Genomic DNA, 17,318 nt, shown 5'->3' with positions numbered 1-17,318 from the left:
ATGGCGACTCCTCAATCTTCTCATGGTTTATTTGAGCGTCTTTTTAAATTAAAAGATAACAATACTTCCGTGAAAACTGAAGCGATCGCAGGGTTAACTACTTTTTTAACCATGTGTTATATCATTATTGTTAACCCATTGATTTTATCTGCAACAGGTATGGATCATGGTGCTGTGTTTGTTGCGACATGTATTGCTGCAGCGACTGGCTGTTTGGTGATGGGGCTTCTTGCAAATTACCCAATCGCATTGGCGCCAGGCATGGGGTTAAATGCTTACTTTGCTTATTCTGTCTGTTTAGGAATGAATATTCCTTGGCAAACTGCACTTGCTGCTGTGTTCATGTCAGGGATTGTGTTTATTGTAATTAGCTTGGTACGTGTACGTGAATTAATTGTGAATGCAATTCCATTGTCATTAAAATTTGCGATTGGCGGTGGTATTGGACTCTTTTTGGCGCTTGTTGCTTTAAAAAATGCCGGCATCATTGTTGCTAATCAAGCAACTACAGTAGGATTAGGCGATATTAAAGATCCGAAAGCACTGCTTGCGATGCTTGGGCTGTTTTTGACTGTTGCTTTGCATCAATTCCGTGTACGTGGTGCAATTATTATCAGTATTCTCATTATTACAGTAATTGCAACGTTAATGGGCTTAAATGAGTTTAAAGGTGTGATTGGCGCAATTCCATCTGTTGCCCCAACATTCTTACAAATGGATTTTTCAGGTCTATTTACTGCGACCATGATTGGTGTCATTTTTGTCTTTTTCTTGGTTGATTTATTTGATTCTACAGGGACATTGGTTGGTGTTGCACACCGCGCAGGCATTATTAAAGATGATGGTGAAATCCCACGCTTGAAAAAAGTATTAATGGCAGATTCAACAGCGATTGTTGCTGGTGCTGCTATGGGAACTTCATCAACAACACCATATATTGAATCAGCATCTGGTGTCGCGGCTGGTGGGCGTACAGGATTAACTGCTGTTGTTGTTGCTGTGTTATTTTTAGGTTGTTTATTCTTATCACCACTCGCACAATCAGTACCTGCTTTTGCAACGGCGCCTGCACTTTTATTTGTTGCTGTGCTCATGATCCAAGGCATCACTAAAATTGATTGGGAAGATATTACGGAAGCTGTACCGGCCTTTCTAACAATTGTTTTCATGCCATTTACATATTCGATTGCAGACGGTATTGCAGTTGGATTTATCAGCTATGCGGTCATTAAATTACTTACAGGTAAAGCTGCTTCTGTGCACTGGATGGCATGGATTATTGCTGGACTATGGGTCTTGAAATTTGCATTATTTGGTGGCTAACTAACACCATGAAGTTAACAAGGGTGTAATTAATTTACACCCTTTTTTATTATGAAAGATAAGCGGGAGCTTACATGAGCCAATCTAATTTAATCCGTGCATTGCCGAAAGCTGAATTGCATGTGCATATTGAAGGAACGTTCGAGCCTGAGCTCATGTTTGAAATTGCACAGCGTAATAAAGTCAATATTCCATATAAGAGTGTTGAAGAGGTTAAAGCCGCATATGACTTTTATAACTTACAATCTTTCTTAGATATTTATTATGCAGGTGCAAATGCATTACTGTTTGAGCAAGATTTCTATGATTTAACATGGGCATATTTCAAAAAGTGTAAAGAAGATCATGTTGTACACACTGAAATCTTTTTTGATCCACAAACGCATACAGCACGTGGCGTTCACTTTGAAACAATCATTCAAGGCATTGTGCGTGCATGTGATGATGCTCAAGCACAATTAGAAATTAGTTCTGAATTAATTATGTGCTTTTTACGTCATTTGTCAGAAGAAGAGGCATTTAAAACCCTAGAACAAGCATTGCCATTTCAATCACATATCATTGGTGTTGGACTTGACTCAAGTGAACTTGGTCATCCACCATCTAAGTTTGCTCGTGTATTTGCACAAGCGCGTGAGGCAGGATTTTTAATTGTTGCTCATGCTGGTGAAGAAGGTCCTGCAGAGTATGTGTGGGAAGCTTTAGATCAATTACATGTGAATCGTATTGATCATGGGGTACGCTCAGAAGAAGATCCTGAGCTGATGGCGCGTTTGATTCGTGATCGAATGCCATTGACAGTATGTCCATTAAGCAATTTGAAGCTTCGTGTCATTGATGAAATGGAATCACATAATATTAAACGATTGCTTGAGAAAGGGCTGTGTGTGACTGTTAATTCAGATGATCCTGCATATTTTGGTGGTTATATGAATGATAATTTTGAAGCCATTACACAAGCATTAGATTTAAATGAAACAGATCTAAAGCAACTTGCGATCAATTCATTTGAAGCATCGTTTCTTCCTTTGGCGACAAAGCAACATTGGATAGAGCACATTCAACGTATCAGTTAAGTGTGTATCAAAATCTGGTGATTAAACTCACCAGATTTTTTTATGTATAAATAGTGGCTTTAATCACAATGTAATTAACATAAAATACATTAATTGTTACGGGTACTACAAAAACTAAACATCGTCATGAATATTTGCTTTAAATATGAGCATTGAGATACATATCGAAATACTTTATTAAAATGATGTGTGCACAATACTCTTTATAAATATATAAGTTTGAGTAATGGAATTATGTTGAAAAAAATTTTGATTTTATGCCCTTTGGTTATGATGTTGTCTGCATGTGCAACAGGTGGTGATGGTGCAGCGAGCACTCCAGCTGGTGGTCAAAGTACAACTCAACAATTGGGTGTATCTGCGTTAAAAATGGCTGTAAATGCAAAATGTGTCAATGAACTTAATAATATGACCATTTGGAAAACAGCAAGCCAAGCCATGACGTCAGAACAACAACAAAATGTACAAACAAAAGTATGTGGTTGTGTCAGTGATAAAGCACCAGAGAGCGTGACGGCTGTAGATCTTGCAAATGCTGCATTTAATACTCAAGCGCGGACACAAATTGCTGCTAAAGCAATTGATAAAACCATTACCACATGTTTAGCTGAAGTCAGTAAATAATGCGAATAGCTGGGGTAGATGAAGCAGGACGTGGTCCTTTAGTGGGCTCTGTTGTGGCTGCTGCTGTCATTTTAGATCCAAATCAGCCGATTGTTGGATTAAATGATTCTAAAAAGTTAACTGAAAAGAAAAGAGAGCAACTTTTCATTGAAATTCAGCAAAAAGCATTGGCATGGTCTGTTGCGGAAGCATCACACCTTGAAATTGATGAGCTGAATATTTTACAAGCGACTTTTTTAGCAATGCGCCGTGCGGTCGCTGGTTTAACTATCACACCTGAATTGGTGCGTGTTGATGGAAATCATTGTATTAAAGATCTTGATGTTACGTGTGAAGCCATTATTAATGGTGACTTTTTGCATCAGGAAATCAGTGCAGCGAGTATTTTAGCCAAAGTAACCCGTGATCGGCAAATGGTGTTATTAGATCAGCAATATCCAGCTTATGGTTTTGCAAAGCATAAGGGCTATCCTACAAAAGCCCATTTGCTTGCAATGGCTGAGCATGGTGTTATACCTGAACATCGGTATAGCTACAAGCCTGTTAAAAAAGCGCATGAGGAATTTCAAGCAGCTCAACATATTAAAAGCGACGCTTAATCGTCGCTTTTAATATTTAACCTAGATAATTATTCTATGCAGAAGTTATCGGTTAAATTTGTTTTGATTACCATCATCATAAAAAGAAGGCTGGTACTCTTGATCAATCTGTTGAAGATGTTCATGCATTGCTCTTTCATGTTGAATGCGTTGATAAATTTCTTCACGATGTACAGAAACTTCTTTAGGCGCATTCACACCAATGCGGACTTGGTTACCTTTTACACCAAGCACTGTCACACTGACTTGATCCCCAATCATTAAAGTTTCTCCGACACGTCGAGTCAGAATGTTTATCTCCTTGCTAAGCGCTAAACCTGCAGTTATTTTTACTTATTTTTTAAAATACGCAAAAAGTGAACCACGACCATAAGGAACAATAGAAAACACCAGATACCCATAGGGAATGGATATACATTGGTTTCAGTCGTATTCCTAAAAATATACCATCTAATATAACAGAGCCACTTTATATAAAATAGAGTGGCTCAAAATTTATTTCAGATTTAGATAAAATATTTTAAGATTATGCGCGTGCGCTGCTTTCACCATGTTCACGGTCAAGACCGAAAGCGGTGTGTAAACAACGTACTGCAAGCTCTAAATAATTCTCATCAATTAAAACAGATACTTTAATTTCTGATGTTGAAATCATTAAAATATTAATGCCTTCTTCAGCAAGTGCAGTAAACATTTTACTTGCAACCCCAGCATGCGAACGCATACCCACACCCACGATAGACACTTTTACAATATCTTCACGACCAGCCACTTCGCGTGCTTTAATGGTTGTTGAGATATCATCAAGAATATGTTTTGCTTTGGCAAAATCAGCACGGTTCACAGTGAATGTAAAATCGGTTGTACCATCTTCTTCGATGTTTTGTACAATCATATCTACTTCAATATTGGCTGCACTGATTGGCGATAAGATTTTAGACGCGATACCTGGCTCATCAGGAACACCTAGAATAGTCAGTTTCGCTTCGTCACGGTTAAATGCAATGCCTGAAATGATCGGTTGTTCCATATTATGTGCTGCCTCAGTAGTAATTAATGTACCCACGTTTTGTTTAAAGTCTTCGTCAAATGCGCCATCGTTGTCATTATCAAAACTTGATAATACACGTAATGGTACTTGGTATTTCCCCGCAAATTCGACAGAGCGAATTTGTAATACTTTAGAACCTAATGATGCCATTTCTAGCATTTCTTCAAAAGAAATTCGGTCAATTTTTTTCGCTTTAGATACGACACGTGGATCTGTGGTATATACACCATCCACATCAGTATAAATTTGACATTCGTCTGCTTTTAATGCTGCTGCAAGGGCAACACCTGTGGTATCTGAACCACCACGACCTAATGTTGTGGTATTACCCACAGCATCAATACCTTGGAAGCCAGCTACAACAATCACTTTGCCCTCATTTAAGTCCGTAGTCATTACATCAGTATCAATAGATTCAATGCGTGCTTTGGTAAATGAGTTGTCAGTTTTAATACCAACTTGACGTCCAGTATATGATTTAGCTTGCACACCAATTGAATTGAGTGCCATGGCTAGCATGGAAATCGTAACTTGTTCACCGGTCGAAACCATTTGATCAAGTTCACGAGGTTCAGGGGTTGCGGTAATTGCTTTTGCAAGCGCAAGTAAACGGTTGGTTTCTCCGCTCATTGCTGAAACAACAATTACAATTTTGTGACCGTGATCGTGCCAACGCTTTACACGGTGAGCTACATTTAAAATGCGCTCAGGTGTCCCCATTGAAGTACCACCATATTTTTGAACGATTAATGCCATAATGATTCCATATAAGCCATGACCCTAAGAGGCATTTAGGGTCGGTCAATTACACAAAATTGAAGTTTAGTGAGTTTCAAGCCAAGCAGGTAGTGCTGCAATCACTTGATCAAACTTCTCGTTGAGTGGCGCGCCACCTTGTGCTAAGTCAGGTTTCCCACCACCTTTACCGCCCAGCTCAGTGCTGAGATGCTTGATGATGTCGCCTGCTTTTAACGTTGCTGTCAAAGATTGTGCCACAGAGGCTAACAAGCTAACTTTGTCATCTTGTATCCCTGCGAACACAATCACAGCATTATCAAGCTTCGATTTTACACTGTCATGTAAATGGCGCAGTGATTTTGCGTCCATATTTTGCAGTGTTGCGACTAAAGTCGCACGACCTTGAATCTCTTTGACTTGGTTTAATAGCTCAACAGCTTGTAAATTCGCCAGTTTTTGATTGAGCTGCTCAATTTGCTTTTGCAATTGATGACTATGCTCAACAGCTGCATTGACTTTTTCAAGCGTTTGATCTTTTTGTGCTTTTAATAAGGTGTTAATTTGTTGTAGCGTCGTGTCAGTTTTTTGCACTGCATTCAATGCATTTAAACCTGTGACAGCTTCTATACGGCGTACACCAGCTGCAACACCACTTTCTGAAGTGATTTTGATTAAACCAATTTCACCAGTACGCTCGACATGAATACCACCGCATAGCTCAACTGAGAATGGACGTTCATCTTGGACCGTACCCATCGTGAGTACACGGACAGTCTCACCATATTTTTCACCAAAAAGCATCATTGCACCTTTGGTTTTTGCGGTTTCAATATCTAAAACCTCAGTGATCACGGCTGTATTGGCAATAACTTCACGATTGACTAAACGTTCGATACGTTGAATCTCGTCAAAAGTGACAGGTTGTTCGTGTGAAAAGTCAAAGCGTAAGATATTAGAGGCAACCAATGAACCTTTTTGCGTTACATGTGTACCAAGTACTTCTCTTAACGCAGCATGTAATAAATGGGTTGCTGAGTGATGTTTTGAAATCGCAGCACGTAATTCATGATCTACACGTGCAGCAACCGCTTGGTTAATACTCAGTTGTCCAACGGTTACAACACCTTGATGAATAAATGCATGACCTGATTTTTGTGTGTCATTGACTTCAAAAATACCTGTATCATTTTTCAGTGTACCTGTGTCACCAACTTGACCACCACTTTCTGCATAAAACGGAGTTTTGTTTAAAACGATAAGTGCTTCATCACCCTCAGACAGTTCAGTCACAGCTTTACCATCTTTATAGATCGCGATGATTTGGCTTTCACCTTGGGTTGATTGATAACCTTCAAAGGTTGTGGCTGTGTCGACTTTAACAATGCTGTTGTAATCTACACTGAATTTTCCAGCATCACGTGCGCGTTGACGCTGTGCAGACATTTCAGTTTCAAAGCCTGCTTCATCAATAGTTAAGTCACGCTCACGTGCAATATCTGCTGTTAAATCTGCAGGGAAACCATATGTGTCATATAGCTTAAATACCACAGCACCAGGAATCACAGTGCCTTGAATTTGTGTTAATTCGTGTTCAAGTACTTTTAAACCTTGCTCTAAGGTTTTAGCAAACTGTTCTTCTTCTTTAATTAATGCGGCTTCAATACGCTCACGACTCTCCATTAATTGAGGGTAGGCATCACCCATCACATCAGTTAATGGCTGTAACATTTGATAGAAGAATGTACCTGTTGCGCCTAACTTGTGACCATGACGAATAGCACGGCGGATAATACGGCGTAATACATAGCCACGACCTTCATTACCAGGTGTGACACCGTCAGCAATTAAAAAGCTGCATGAACGTGCATGGTCTGCAATAACACGTAATGATGGTTGGTCTTGGTTTTCGACACCAACAATTTGTGCTGCATGAGTAATTAAATGTTTGAACAGGTCAATATCATAGTTTGAATTGACATGTTGTAAGATGGCAGAAATACGCTCTAATCCCATTCCTGTATCGACAGATGGTGCAGGGAGCGGTTCAAGTTGCCCATCAGCAGTTCGGTTAAACTGCATAAATACGTTGTTCCAAATTTCAATAAAGCGGTCGCCATCTTCTTCCGGTGAGCCAGGTAGACCACCCCAAATGTGTTCGCCGTGGTCATAAAATATTTCCGAACATGGTCCACAAGGACCTGTATCACCCATTGCCCAAAAGTTATCTGATGCATATGGTCCGCCTTTGTTGTCACCAATACGGATAATACGTTCAGGCGCTAAACCAATGTCTTTGTTCCAAATATCAAATGCTTCATCATCGGTATGGTAAATGGTGACATAAAGACGATCTTTAGGCAGTGCTAAAGCAGTAGTTAAAAATTCCCATGCAAAACCAATGGCTTCACGTTTAAAGTAATCACCAAATGAAAAGTTTCCAAGCATTTCAAAGAAAGTATGATGGCGTGCTGTATAACCTACATTGTCTAAGTCATTGTGCTTACCACCTGCGCGGACGCATTTTTGTGCTGAAGTGGCACGGACATAGCCACGATCTTCTAAACCAAGTAGACAATCTTTAAATTGATTCATCCCTGCATTATTAAATAGCAAGGTTGGATCATTCGCGGGAACGAGAGAACTCGATGCAACGCGTGTATGCCCTTTAGTTTCAAAAAAGTGCAAAAAGGCTTCACGAATTTCAGCGGACGTCATAACACGTGTACTCACAACAAGTCACTCCATTTGGTTTAATAAGATTGCCAATCAAAACTTTATTTGTACAATGCTTGATTTGGTGGTTCAATCGTTAAATTTCAAAGCTTTGAAGTATAGCGAAAAATCACACTATGACCAATGATTTTGCAGTTAAACGCATATAAATGTGACAATAATCGCTAAGGTTATTCACAAACTGTAAACTTCAATTAACATAAACATTATTTTATCTCAGAATTATGAAAAGGATGGGGCATGCAACGCATTGGCATTAATGGCTTTGGACGAATTGGACGTAATGTAGTGCGTGCATGGTTTGAACATAGCACCCAATTTGAATCTACAATTGTTGCAATCAATGATGTGTCTAATATTCATACATTAGCGCATTTGTTAAAGTATGATTCAACACATGGTACTTTTCGTGCGCAGGTGGATGTGGTTGTAAAAGACCATCGCCAGTTTTTAAAGATTGAAGATCAAACACGCCAATTAACCATTGAAGTTCTTCAAGATGCTGATCCAAGCCAATTGCCTTGGGGGCGTTTAGACATTGATGTTGTATTGGAATGTACCGGATTATTCCGCTCTTATGCTGCGGCATCACAACATATTACAGCCGGTGCTCAGCGTGTCATTATTGGTGCGGCACCATTTGACCGTGTTGATGCTGCAATTGTATATGGTGTGAATCATCATGAGGTGAAAGCTTCTGATCGAATTATTTCAAGTGTGTCATGTACCACACAGGCATTGGTGCCGTTGGTCAAAATTCTTGATGATCATTTTGGCATTGAAAGCGGCTTAATGACTGAAATTCATGCGGTGACTACAGACCAAGCGGTATTGGATCATGCACATCGTGATTTAAGGCGTGCTCGTGCGTCAGGACATAATTTTATTCCAACCACATCGAGTGCCATTGGGGCATTAAAACGTGTGATGCCTAAAATGGAACATCGTATTCAAGGCTATTCTATTCGAGTTCCGACTTTAAATGTGGCTGCAATAGATTTTACTTTTATTGCTCAGCAAGACATTTCAGTGAATGCATTACATGATGTGTTTATGCGTGCAGCAGCACAAGAATACCAACACATTATGGCGTGTACTCAAGCTGAATTGGTGTCGAGTGACTTTAATCATTTGCCGCATTCTTTAATTGTTGATTTAACGCAGACCATGGTGGTTGGACGACAAGCCAAAGTATTTGCTTGGTATGATAATGAGTGGGGTTATGCCAATCGGTTATTGGATTTATGCGAATCATTTGCAGTGCCTTCTTAGACACTGCAAATATTTCGATTTAAATTGTCATACGTAATAATGCTGTAGACAGCATACTCAGGACAACTGCAGGTAGTAGAGAAAAGCGAATAGAGACAATGAATGTTGCGGTAATCGCGAGCAAGTCAACCCAGCTGTGAGGTACAAAATACGGTGCAAGTACAGAAATAAGTACACACCCGGGTACGATATCAAGTACCTTTTTTTGTCGTGGCGATAATGTACGGTGTTTGAGTAGCATATAACCCAAAACACGCGTGGAATAAGTGGTTAATGCGACGACTAAAATGGCAATAACAGTGTCTAAATGAATCATTCGTCGTCATCTCCTGTCATTAAAACAGCAGTGATCATACCAACCACTGCACCAATTGGGATATGCCATCCTGATGGGAAGTATAAGTAAGCGCCTATCGCTGCAATTAAACTTGCGCCCCACGGAATGGCATCATGAACATTGCACCACATGCTGCGTAACAGCACCAAAAAGACAGCAGGAAAAGCCATATCAAAGCCAAGGCGTGCAAGGTCACCAAATAATGGTCCGATGGCACCACCAAGTGCTGTAAACACTACCCACATAATATAAATTGAAAAGCAAATCCCGCTATAAAATGACAAGTTAAATGCATCTTTAGGTTCAAGGTGTTTTCTTTTTTGTGCATCTGCCAAACTCATGGCCCAGCTTTCATCACACATAAAAAATAAAGCCGGATAAACTTTTTTATTCGGTAAGTGTTTTAAATAAGACACTAAACTTGCGCCCATGACTAAATGACGACTATTGACTAAAAAAGTAATAAAAACCAAGATCATCAGTTGTGGTGGATTGGTCCAAGCTTGCAAAATGGCAAATTCAGAACCGCCTGCAAAATTTAAGCCAGTTAAAAGCGGGATTTCAAGTAAAGATAAGCCTTTTTGTGATGCTTGAGCACCTAAAATTAATGCAAATGGAATAATGCCTAAAAGTACAGGAATAGAGGCTTTAATGCCTTGTTTAAAGTCATACATATCATCAGTTTGATATTGCATTTCTGTTGTATTTTTGGAAAATGACATGGTATTTTACAGTGAAATATTCTATTGGTATTTTATGCTTTGTATTAGAGAATAGGTTGCTAAAAAATAACTCTATAAACCATATATTGGTATTATATAATGATTTAGTAACTTAATTTGGCATTTTATAGCGTAAGAGGTGGGTATGGATCAGATTGATAAACGAATTTTAACCGTATTGCAGCAGGATGGTCGCTTAGCCAATAACGAGCTTGCACAACAAGTGGGTTTGTCAGCATCGCCTTGTTTACGCCGTGTAAAACAACTTGAAGACAGTGGTGTTATCCAAGGTTATGTAGCATTGGTTGACCCAATTAAAGTTGATCTTGGCTTAATGGTGTTTGCCCGTATTTGGCTTAAAGAACAAGATAAAAAAACAGTCAATCAATTTATGGATGCGATACAGCACTTACCTGAAGTGGTTGAATGCCAATTGATGGCAGGGGATTGTGATTTTTTCTTGCGTATTGTTACAGCAGATTTAGAAGCGTATCGTAAATTTCAAATTCAGCATTTGAATAAGATCTCAGGAATTCAAAATATCAAAACAGAAATTCCACTGCAAAAAGTAAAATACACGACAGCATTACCTATTTAATCAAGATGATGTTTTTAAAGATGTGGCTTGGATTGAAGATAAAATTTGTCAAATTCCAAGATGCACAGCAAAAAAGATCATGCTACACTGAGCTGCAATCGGGCGCATCCCGATTTTTTTATGTGAATTATTTTTGCGTTGATTAGATTTAGGTTGAAAGCATGCCGATTTCAGAGACTTGGCTGTTACCGGATGGGGTAGCAGATGTATTACCAGAACAAGCGCAAGTCATTGAGTCACTTCGTCGACAGTCATTAGATTTTTTTGCAAGTCGCGGTTATCAATTGGTCTATACACCATTTATTGAATATACCGAATCATTGTCTTCACTGTCTGAAGCCAATCAAGATTTAGACTTGGTCAGCTTTAAAGTGATTGACCAAATGTCTGGCCGATTACTCGGTATTCGTGCTGACATGACGCCGCAAGTTGCTCGTATTGATGCCCATGTTTACCCTGTTGAAGGGGTTGCACGCTATTGTTATTCTGGCACCGTTCTTCATACACAGCCGCAAAATTCAAGCCCATCTCGGACACCATTACAATTGGGTGCTGAGTTATATGGACATGCAAGTATTGCAGCCGATGTGGAAATGATTGATGTGATGCTTGGGCTGTTACATGCCACATTTGCGATTGACCAAACCCATTTAGATTTAGGTCATGTTGGACTGTTTAAGAGTCTAGTGCGTTATGCACAACTTGATAAAAATAACGAACGTGTGTTACATGATTTATATCAACGTAAAGCACTTCCTGAACTCGAAGAATTAACGCAGTCATTACCACATGGCAATGATTTTTATATATTAGGTCGTTATTCAGGCGATTTAGTGGCTTTAGAAACCCATTTAAGCCAAGACCTTTTGAATGATCCTGATTTCAATGCGGCATTAAATAGCTTAAAAACAACCGTGTCTGAGATACGTTTGCGTTGGCCACATTTGTCGATTGGCTTAGATGTGGTTGAGCTACGTAGTTATCATTATCATACTGGGTTAATGTATGCTGTTTATGTGCCTAACCGTGCTCAACCTTTGGCCCAAGGCGGACGCTATGATGGGATTGGTGAGCACTTTGGTCGTGCACGCCCTGCCACTGGTTTTAGTTGTGACTTATATGCGCTGTGCGCAGGTCAATTTAAAACACTTGAAACTGTTGTCGCACCTGCAGGCACGGATGTGGAGCTGCTTGATGCAATTCAGCAGGCACGACAAGATGGCTTATCTGTTGTACAGTTATTAGGCAATGACACTTTAAATTCTGTTCCCTCTGCAACGCATCAATTGGTGTATCAAGGTGGTCAGTGGGTAATTCAAAAAATTGAATCTGTTTAATGGTTAAATAGATTTGTGATTTTAACAATATGATGTAATGAGGCTATTATGGGCAAAAATGTTGTGGTACTCGGTACCCAATGGGGCGACGAAGGTAAAGGAAAGATCGTCGACCTGCTCACTGATCAAGCAGCTGCAGTGGTTCGCTATCAAGGTGGACATAACGCAGGGCATACACTGGTTGTAGGTGGTAAGAAAACTGTATTACACCTCATTCCATCGGGCATTTTGCGCGAAAATGTGTTGTGTCTTATTGGTAATGGCGTGGTGTTGTCGCCAGCCGCATTAATTGAAGAAATGGCAATTTTGGAAAATGAAGGCGTACCGGTAAAAGACCGTTTACGTATTTCTCCAAACTGCCCACTGATTTTACCGAACCATATTGCATTAGATCAAGCGCGTGAAATTAAACGTGGTGATGCAAAAATTGGTACTACAGGTCGTGGTATTGGTCCAGCCTATGAAGACAAAGTTGCACGTCGTTCAGTGCGTGTGGCTGACGTCATTCGTGGTGGTGATGCATTAAAAGCCTTATTAGAAGAGATGCTTGAATTGCATAACTTCCAATTAACACAGTTCTATGGTGTTGCAGCTGTTGAACTTGAAGATGTTTTAGCATTATGCCATGCATGGAAAGAAGTGCTTGAGCCGCTTGTGATTGATGTGACAGAAACTTTACATCAGTACCGTAAAGCAGGCAAACCAATTATGTTTGAAGGCGCACAAGGTTCATTGCTTGATATTGACCATGGTACATATCCGTATGTGACCAGTTCAAATACCACAGCAGGTGGTGTAAGTTCTGGGTCAGGCATGGGTCCATTACATTTAGACTATGTGCTTGGTATCACTAAAGCATATACCACACGTGTAGGCAGTGGTCCATTTCCAACTGAACTTATTTATGATGCGGCAAAAGACGAGGGTGATCCAATTGGAAAGCACTTAGGTGTTGTTGGTCATGAATTTGGTGCATCAACAGGTCGTCAGCGCCGTTGTGGTTGGTTTGATGCAGAAATTTTACGTCGTTCAGTCGATGTGAATTCATTGACAGGCATTTGTTTAACTAAGCTTGATGTATTGGATGGTTTAGAAGAAATTAAAATCTGTGTTGGCTATGAAGCGGTTGAAGGTGCGTGTGTTGGTTCATCTGATGCGATTGCTTTTGGTCAGTTAAAACCAATTTATGAAACTGTACCTGGTTGGGAAGGTTCAACAGTTGGTTTAACAAGTTTAGAGCAATTGCCTGCAAATGCGCTTGCATATGTAAAACGCATTCAAGAATTGGTGGGTTGTCCAATCGATATTATTTCTACAGGTCCAGACCGAGCAGAAACAATTGTATTACGTCACCCATTTGCTGCTTAATATGGCAAATTAAAAAAACCGCAGCCAATCGCTGCGGTTTTTTTGTCAGTTAATTAATGGTGTTTTTGTCCCAATATGCATAGCGGACTTGAGGCATTTTATTTAATACCTCTAAAATATGGAACATATCTTGTTGTTCAATTGATGTAGAGAGTAGAGTGGTTTCAATTTCAACATCTTTTTCACCAAATGGCTGAACTTCAATGTCTTTTGCAGGATAGTTATACTGCTTGAGTGCTGTATGAATTTGTTCAATCACTTCTTTACTTTCTAGGCGATCGCATACGACATAAATGACATTGAGCAATTCATTGTCATGGTCAAGTGGACGGCGATCCATAAAGCGTACGATTGGACGCAATAAGATATTCGCTGCCAAAATAAACATGGTGATGATACAAGCTTCCAAAATCAAGTCTGAACCTGCAGCAGCACCAATAGCCGCAGAACACCACAATGTGGCAGCAGTATTTAAACCATGTACTGTGCCGCCATCTCGCATAATCACCCCTGCACCTAAAAAGCCAATGCCTGAGACCACATAAGCAATGACACGAATCGCACCATCATGACCATGTAATAACATGGCCATGTCTACGAATGCTGCTGAGCCAATGGCCACCAATACATTGGTTCTTAATCCCGCTGTACGTTGGCGATATTGTCGTTCAAATCCAATGAGACCACCTAGCACAAATGCTGTGGCTAAACTAATGAATGTGCTGACTAAATTTTCAGTGTGCAGATAGGTGATTTTTTCCATGGGTGTTACTGCCATCCATAACGTTTAATATAAAACTTTTTCAGTAGTTGAGTAAGAAGCATATAAGCCAATAGAATGATTGGCAAATAAACAAAATAACTCAGCGGTAATGCTTGTAATGAGAAATAGCTTGCAAGCGGACCCATAGGCAGAAAAATACCAATTGCGATAATCATGACGGTCATCACCAATAAAGGCAATGCAGCACAACTTTGAATAAAAGGTATTTTTTTGGTACGAATCATATGAACAATCAAGGTTTGCGTGAGTAACCCTTCAATAAACCAGCCCGATTGAAATAGTGTTTGCTCAGCGGGTGTATTGGCTCCGAAGATATGCCACATTAAAAAGAATGTCGTGATATCAAAAATTGAGCTGATTGGACCAAAGAAAATCATAAACCGCCCTAAACCACTGGCATCCCAACGCTGTGGCGATTGAAGTGATTCTTCATCAACATGATCAAACGGCACTGCGATTTGTGATACATCATATAATAAGTTTTGTACCAATAAATGAATTGGCAGCATCGGTAAAAAGGGAATAAATGCACTTGCAACCAAAACTGAAAACACATTACCAAAATTAGAACTTGCTGTAATTTTGATATATTTTAAGATGTTAGCAAATGTACGGCGACCCTCAATAACCCCTTGTTCAAGCACCATGAGGCTTTTTTCAAGCAAAATTAAATCTGCAGACTCTTTGGCAATATCCACTGCAGTATCAACAGAAATACCAATATCTGCGGTACGTAAAGCTGCTGCATCATTAATGCCATCGCCTAAAAAACCCACCACATGGTCATTTGCTTTAAGCTGGCTCACAATCCGCTCTTTGTGAATTGGATTAAGTTTAGCGAAGATTTGGTATTTCTCTACCGCTTCTTTGAATTCCTGATCACTCATGCGGTCAATTTCTTCACCTAAGACAATATGTTGATGAGGCAAACCAATGTCATGGCATACTTTTTGTGTTACAAATTCATTATCACCTGTTAATACTTTTACAGTGACGCCATAACGGTGTAATGCTTGAATTGCTTTGGCTGAACTGTCTTTAGGTGGATCTAAGAACGTCAGAAAACCCGCAAGAATTAATGCCTGTTCATCTTCAAGATGATACGCTTTGTTTGTTTCAATGTCGTGATCACGATATCCAATGGCAATAACACGTAAACCATCACGATTATAACGTTGGCTTTGCGCAATGATCGATTCAATACGCTCACCTGTCAGTGGAATAACCTGTTGATTGATTTCAACATGCGTACAAATCTGGAGCATTTCTTCAACTGCGCCTTTGGTGATCATCCGAGCACGTTCATCAGCTGTTTTGACCACTACAGACATACGGCGGCGGTTAAAATCAAAAGGAATTTCATCTAGCTTTTCTGCAGTCGCTTGGTGTTTTTTCATGTCCATAGTGGCATGTTCTAATACAGCAAGGTCAAGCAGATTTTTTAATCCTGTTTGATGATAACTGTTCATATAGCCAAGCATGAGCACAGCATCTGATGTGTTACCTAAAACATCGGTATGTTTTGATAATATAATTTTGTCTTGTGTAAGAGTACCTGTTTTATCTGTACATAAAACATCCATTGCACCAAAGTTTTGAATGGCGTCTAAACGTTTTACAATTACTTTTTTATGCGATAAAAAGACAGCACCTTTTGCCAATGTTGATGTCACAATCATCGGTAACATTTCAGGTGTTAAGCCAACAGCAATAGATAGAGCAAAGAGGCATGCTTCAGTCCAATCACCTTTGGTAAAGCCATTGAGTAACAATACAATAGGTGCCATCACCAACGTGAAACGAATAAGTAGCCAACTCACTCGATTGACACCTTTTTGAAAAGAAGTCACGGTCTGGTCATTGTTGGTAACACGTTGTGCTAAAGCACCAAAATAGGTTTGTTGACCTGTGGTAATGACAATGGCTGTGGCTGTTCCTGACACCACGCTGGTTCCCATTAAGAGAATATTATCAAGCGCCATGGTATCGTGTTGTTGATCGCTTGGTATGGTTGCAAATTTTTCTACAGGCAATGATTCACCTGTCATGGCAGCTTGAGAGACAAATAAATCTTTGGCATCAAGTATGCGACAATCGGCTGGAATTAAATCGCCTGCACATAAACGAATGATGTCACCTGGGACAAGTTGGCTGATAGGCAATTCAAACAGATTTTTTTGTGCCTGATAAGTGGTGGCATGGTGTTCAGCTTGATATTTGCTGCCGGTTTCTTGTCTAAATACAGATACTTTATTGCTGACCATGGATTTTAGCGCGTCAGCTGCTTGGTTGGATTTAGCTTCTTGCCAAAACCGTAATAAAGTTGAAATCATGACCATGGCTGAGATGACAATCGTACCTTTCATGTCATCGGTATATGCACAAATTACAGCAAGCACAGTGAGCAATACATTAAATGGATTTTTGTAGCAATACCAAAGATGTTGCCACCACGTTAGTGGTTTTTCTGCATGGATTTCATTTAAACCATACTTCATTTGGCGTTGCTCAGCATCACTTTCGATGAGTCCGGCAGATTGAGAACTCATTTCGGCAATATAGACTTCATTTGGGGTATGTGATGCATGTGTTAACGTTTTATTGAGTTGATCACCGACCTGTTGTGCATAGCTTGATTGGTGTAATTGTTTGAATGACATCGATTTAGAGAAATAACGTGTCAAATGATATTTTTTTAAAAAGCGCGAAAATAGCTGCTCCCAAAGATGACGAATCATGTGGGTTCTCCTTTTTTT

The 17,318-nt window shown here is 39.7% G+C and carries 15 protein-coding genes; 8 read left to right on the top strand and 7 right to left on the bottom strand.

From position 1 onward, the window contains the following. The 4 genes from CFY84_RS03925 (at position 1) to rnhB (ending at position 3,622) form a co-directional block, all read left to right on the top strand. On the top strand, positions 1-1,323 hold the full coding sequence (locus tag CFY84_RS03925; RefSeq protein ID WP_088822881.1) for an NCS2 family permease: 1,323 nt from the start codon (positions 1-3) through the stop codon (positions 1,321-1,323). 74 nt (positions 1,324-1,397) lie between these two features. Further along, entirely contained in the window at positions 1,398-2,399 is a 1,002-nt protein-coding gene (locus CFY84_RS03920; protein ID WP_088822880.1) for an adenosine deaminase, read from the top strand. A 234-nt stretch (positions 2,400-2,633) separates the two neighbouring features. Further along, positions 2,634-3,023: a hypothetical protein gene (locus CFY84_RS03915; protein ID WP_088822879.1), complete on the top strand. Its 390-nt coding sequence runs from the start codon at positions 2,634-2,636 to the stop codon at positions 3,021-3,023. After that, positions 3,023-3,622 carry a ribonuclease HII gene (rnhB, locus tag CFY84_RS03910; protein ID WP_088822878.1) on the top strand — a complete coding sequence of 200 codons (600 nt, stop codon included), beginning with the start codon at positions 3,023-3,025 and terminating at the stop codon, positions 3,620-3,622. Before CFY84_RS03915 ends, rnhB begins: the two co-directional genes overlap by 1 nt. A gap of 45 nt (positions 3,623-3,667) precedes the next feature. Here the strand turns inward: rnhB and csrA are convergent, their stop codons facing one another. The 3 genes from csrA to alaS all read right to left on the bottom strand — a co-directional run bounded on the left by csrA (position 3,668) and on the right by alaS (position 8,126). Continuing rightward, positions 3,668-3,919: a carbon storage regulator CsrA gene (gene csrA, locus CFY84_RS03905; RefSeq protein WP_088822877.1), complete on the bottom strand. Its 252-nt coding sequence runs from the start codon at positions 3,917-3,919 to the stop codon at positions 3,668-3,670. A 229-nt stretch (positions 3,920-4,148) separates the two neighbouring features. Beyond that, on the bottom strand, positions 4,149-5,429 hold the full coding sequence (locus CFY84_RS03900) for an aspartate kinase (protein ID WP_088822876.1): 1,281 nt from the start codon (positions 5,427-5,429) through the stop codon (positions 4,149-4,151). A 66-nt stretch (positions 5,430-5,495) separates the two neighbouring features. Next, positions 5,496-8,126: an alanine--tRNA ligase gene (gene alaS, locus CFY84_RS03895; RefSeq protein WP_088822875.1), complete on the bottom strand. Its 2,631-nt coding sequence runs from the start codon at positions 8,124-8,126 to the stop codon at positions 5,496-5,498. Positions 8,127-8,384: 258 nt separating this feature from the next. Between alaS and CFY84_RS03890 the strand changes: the two genes are divergently transcribed. Then, the gene (locus CFY84_RS03890) at positions 8,385-9,416 is read left to right on the top strand and encodes a type I glyceraldehyde-3-phosphate dehydrogenase (RefSeq protein WP_088822874.1); all 1,032 of its coding nucleotides are present in this window, start codon (positions 8,385-8,387) and stop codon (positions 9,414-9,416) included. 19 nt (positions 9,417-9,435) lie between these two features. Here CFY84_RS03890 and CFY84_RS03885 read toward each other — a convergent pair whose 3' ends face one another. Continuing rightward, the gene (locus CFY84_RS03885) at positions 9,436-9,732 is read right to left on the bottom strand and encodes an AzlD family protein (protein WP_088822873.1); all 297 of its coding nucleotides are present in this window, start codon (positions 9,730-9,732) and stop codon (positions 9,436-9,438) included. Continuing rightward, on the bottom strand, positions 9,729-10,475 hold the full coding sequence (locus CFY84_RS03880) for an AzlC family ABC transporter permease (protein WP_088822872.1): 747 nt from the start codon (positions 10,473-10,475) through the stop codon (positions 9,729-9,731). Before CFY84_RS03880 ends, CFY84_RS03885 begins: the two co-directional genes overlap by 4 nt. A 145-nt stretch (positions 10,476-10,620) precedes the next feature. Here CFY84_RS03880 and CFY84_RS03875 point away from each other — a divergent pair, with 145 nt between their 5' ends. The 3 genes from CFY84_RS03875 to CFY84_RS03865 all read left to right on the top strand — a co-directional run bounded on the left by CFY84_RS03875 (position 10,621) and on the right by CFY84_RS03865 (position 13,778). Further along, entirely contained in the window at positions 10,621-11,073 is a 453-nt protein-coding gene (locus CFY84_RS03875; protein ID WP_088822871.1) for an Lrp/AsnC family transcriptional regulator, read from the top strand. A 161-nt stretch (positions 11,074-11,234) separates the two neighbouring features. After that, positions 11,235-12,410, top strand: coding sequence for an ATP phosphoribosyltransferase regulatory subunit (locus CFY84_RS03870; protein WP_088822870.1), 1,176 nt, complete (start codon positions 11,235-11,237; stop codon positions 12,408-12,410). 48 nt (positions 12,411-12,458) lie between these two features. Further along, positions 12,459-13,778 (top strand): adenylosuccinate synthase, encoded by a 1,320-nt coding sequence (locus tag CFY84_RS03865; RefSeq protein WP_088822869.1) that lies wholly within the window; start codon positions 12,459-12,461, stop codon positions 13,776-13,778. Positions 13,779-13,827: 49 nt separating this feature from the next. Here CFY84_RS03865 and CFY84_RS03860 read toward each other — a convergent pair whose 3' ends face one another. Further along, positions 13,828-14,541 (bottom strand): MgtC/SapB family protein, encoded by a 714-nt coding sequence (locus tag CFY84_RS03860; RefSeq protein ID WP_228149591.1) that lies wholly within the window; start codon positions 14,539-14,541, stop codon positions 13,828-13,830. Positions 14,542-14,546: 5 nt separating this feature from the next. Beyond that, positions 14,547-17,300, bottom strand: a complete 2,754-nt coding sequence (gene mgtA / locus CFY84_RS03855) for a magnesium-translocating P-type ATPase (RefSeq protein WP_088822867.1) — start codon at positions 17,298-17,300, stop codon at positions 14,547-14,549. Positions 17,301-17,318: the final 18 nt, after the last annotated feature.

The organism is Acinetobacter apis (assembly GCF_900197575.1).
GTDB classification, from domain to species: Bacteria; Pseudomonadota; Gammaproteobacteria; order Pseudomonadales; family Moraxellaceae; genus Acinetobacter; species Acinetobacter apis.
This window is presented reverse-complemented; position numbering and strand designations above follow the sequence as displayed.

Excerpts from the sequence above, each read along its gene's own strand:
- CFY84_RS03875 (WP_088822871.1), top strand. The coding sequence starts at position 10,621 with ATGGATCAGATTGATAAACGAATTTTAACCGTATTGCAGCAGGATGGT.
- CFY84_RS03900 (WP_088822876.1), bottom strand. The coding sequence starts at position 5,429 with ATGGCATTAATCGTTCAAAAATATGGTGGTACTTCAATGGGGACACCT.
- CFY84_RS03860 (WP_228149591.1), bottom strand. The coding sequence starts at position 14,541 with ATGGAAAAAATCACCTATCTGCACACTGAAAATTTAGTCAGCACATTC.
- mgtA (WP_088822867.1), bottom strand. The coding sequence starts at position 17,300 with ATGATTCGTCATCTTTGGGAGCAGCTATTTTCGCGCTTTTTAAAAAAA.
- CFY84_RS03870 (WP_088822870.1), top strand. The coding sequence starts at position 11,235 with ATGCCGATTTCAGAGACTTGGCTGTTACCGGATGGGGTAGCAGATGTA.
- CFY84_RS03885 (WP_088822873.1), bottom strand. The coding sequence starts at position 9,732 with ATGATTCATTTAGACACTGTTATTGCCATTTTAGTCGTCGCATTAACC.
- CFY84_RS03915 (WP_088822879.1), top strand. The coding sequence starts at position 2,634 with ATGTTGAAAAAAATTTTGATTTTATGCCCTTTGGTTATGATGTTGTCT.
- CFY84_RS03925 (WP_088822881.1), top strand. The coding sequence starts at position 1 with ATGGCGACTCCTCAATCTTCTCATGGTTTATTTGAGCGTCTTTTTAAA.
- CFY84_RS03920 (WP_088822880.1), top strand. The coding sequence starts at position 1,398 with ATGAGCCAATCTAATTTAATCCGTGCATTGCCGAAAGCTGAATTGCAT.
- CFY84_RS03865 (WP_088822869.1), top strand. The coding sequence starts at position 12,459 with ATGGGCAAAAATGTTGTGGTACTCGGTACCCAATGGGGCGACGAAGGT.
- CFY84_RS03890 (WP_088822874.1), top strand. The coding sequence starts at position 8,385 with ATGCAACGCATTGGCATTAATGGCTTTGGACGAATTGGACGTAATGTA.
- alaS (WP_088822875.1), bottom strand. The coding sequence starts at position 8,126 with ATGACGTCCGCTGAAATTCGTGAAGCCTTTTTGCACTTTTTTGAAACT.
- CFY84_RS03880 (WP_088822872.1), bottom strand. The coding sequence starts at position 10,475 with ATGTCATTTTCCAAAAATACAACAGAAATGCAATATCAAACTGATGAT.
- rnhB (WP_088822878.1), top strand. The coding sequence starts at position 3,023 with ATGCGAATAGCTGGGGTAGATGAAGCAGGACGTGGTCCTTTAGTGGGC.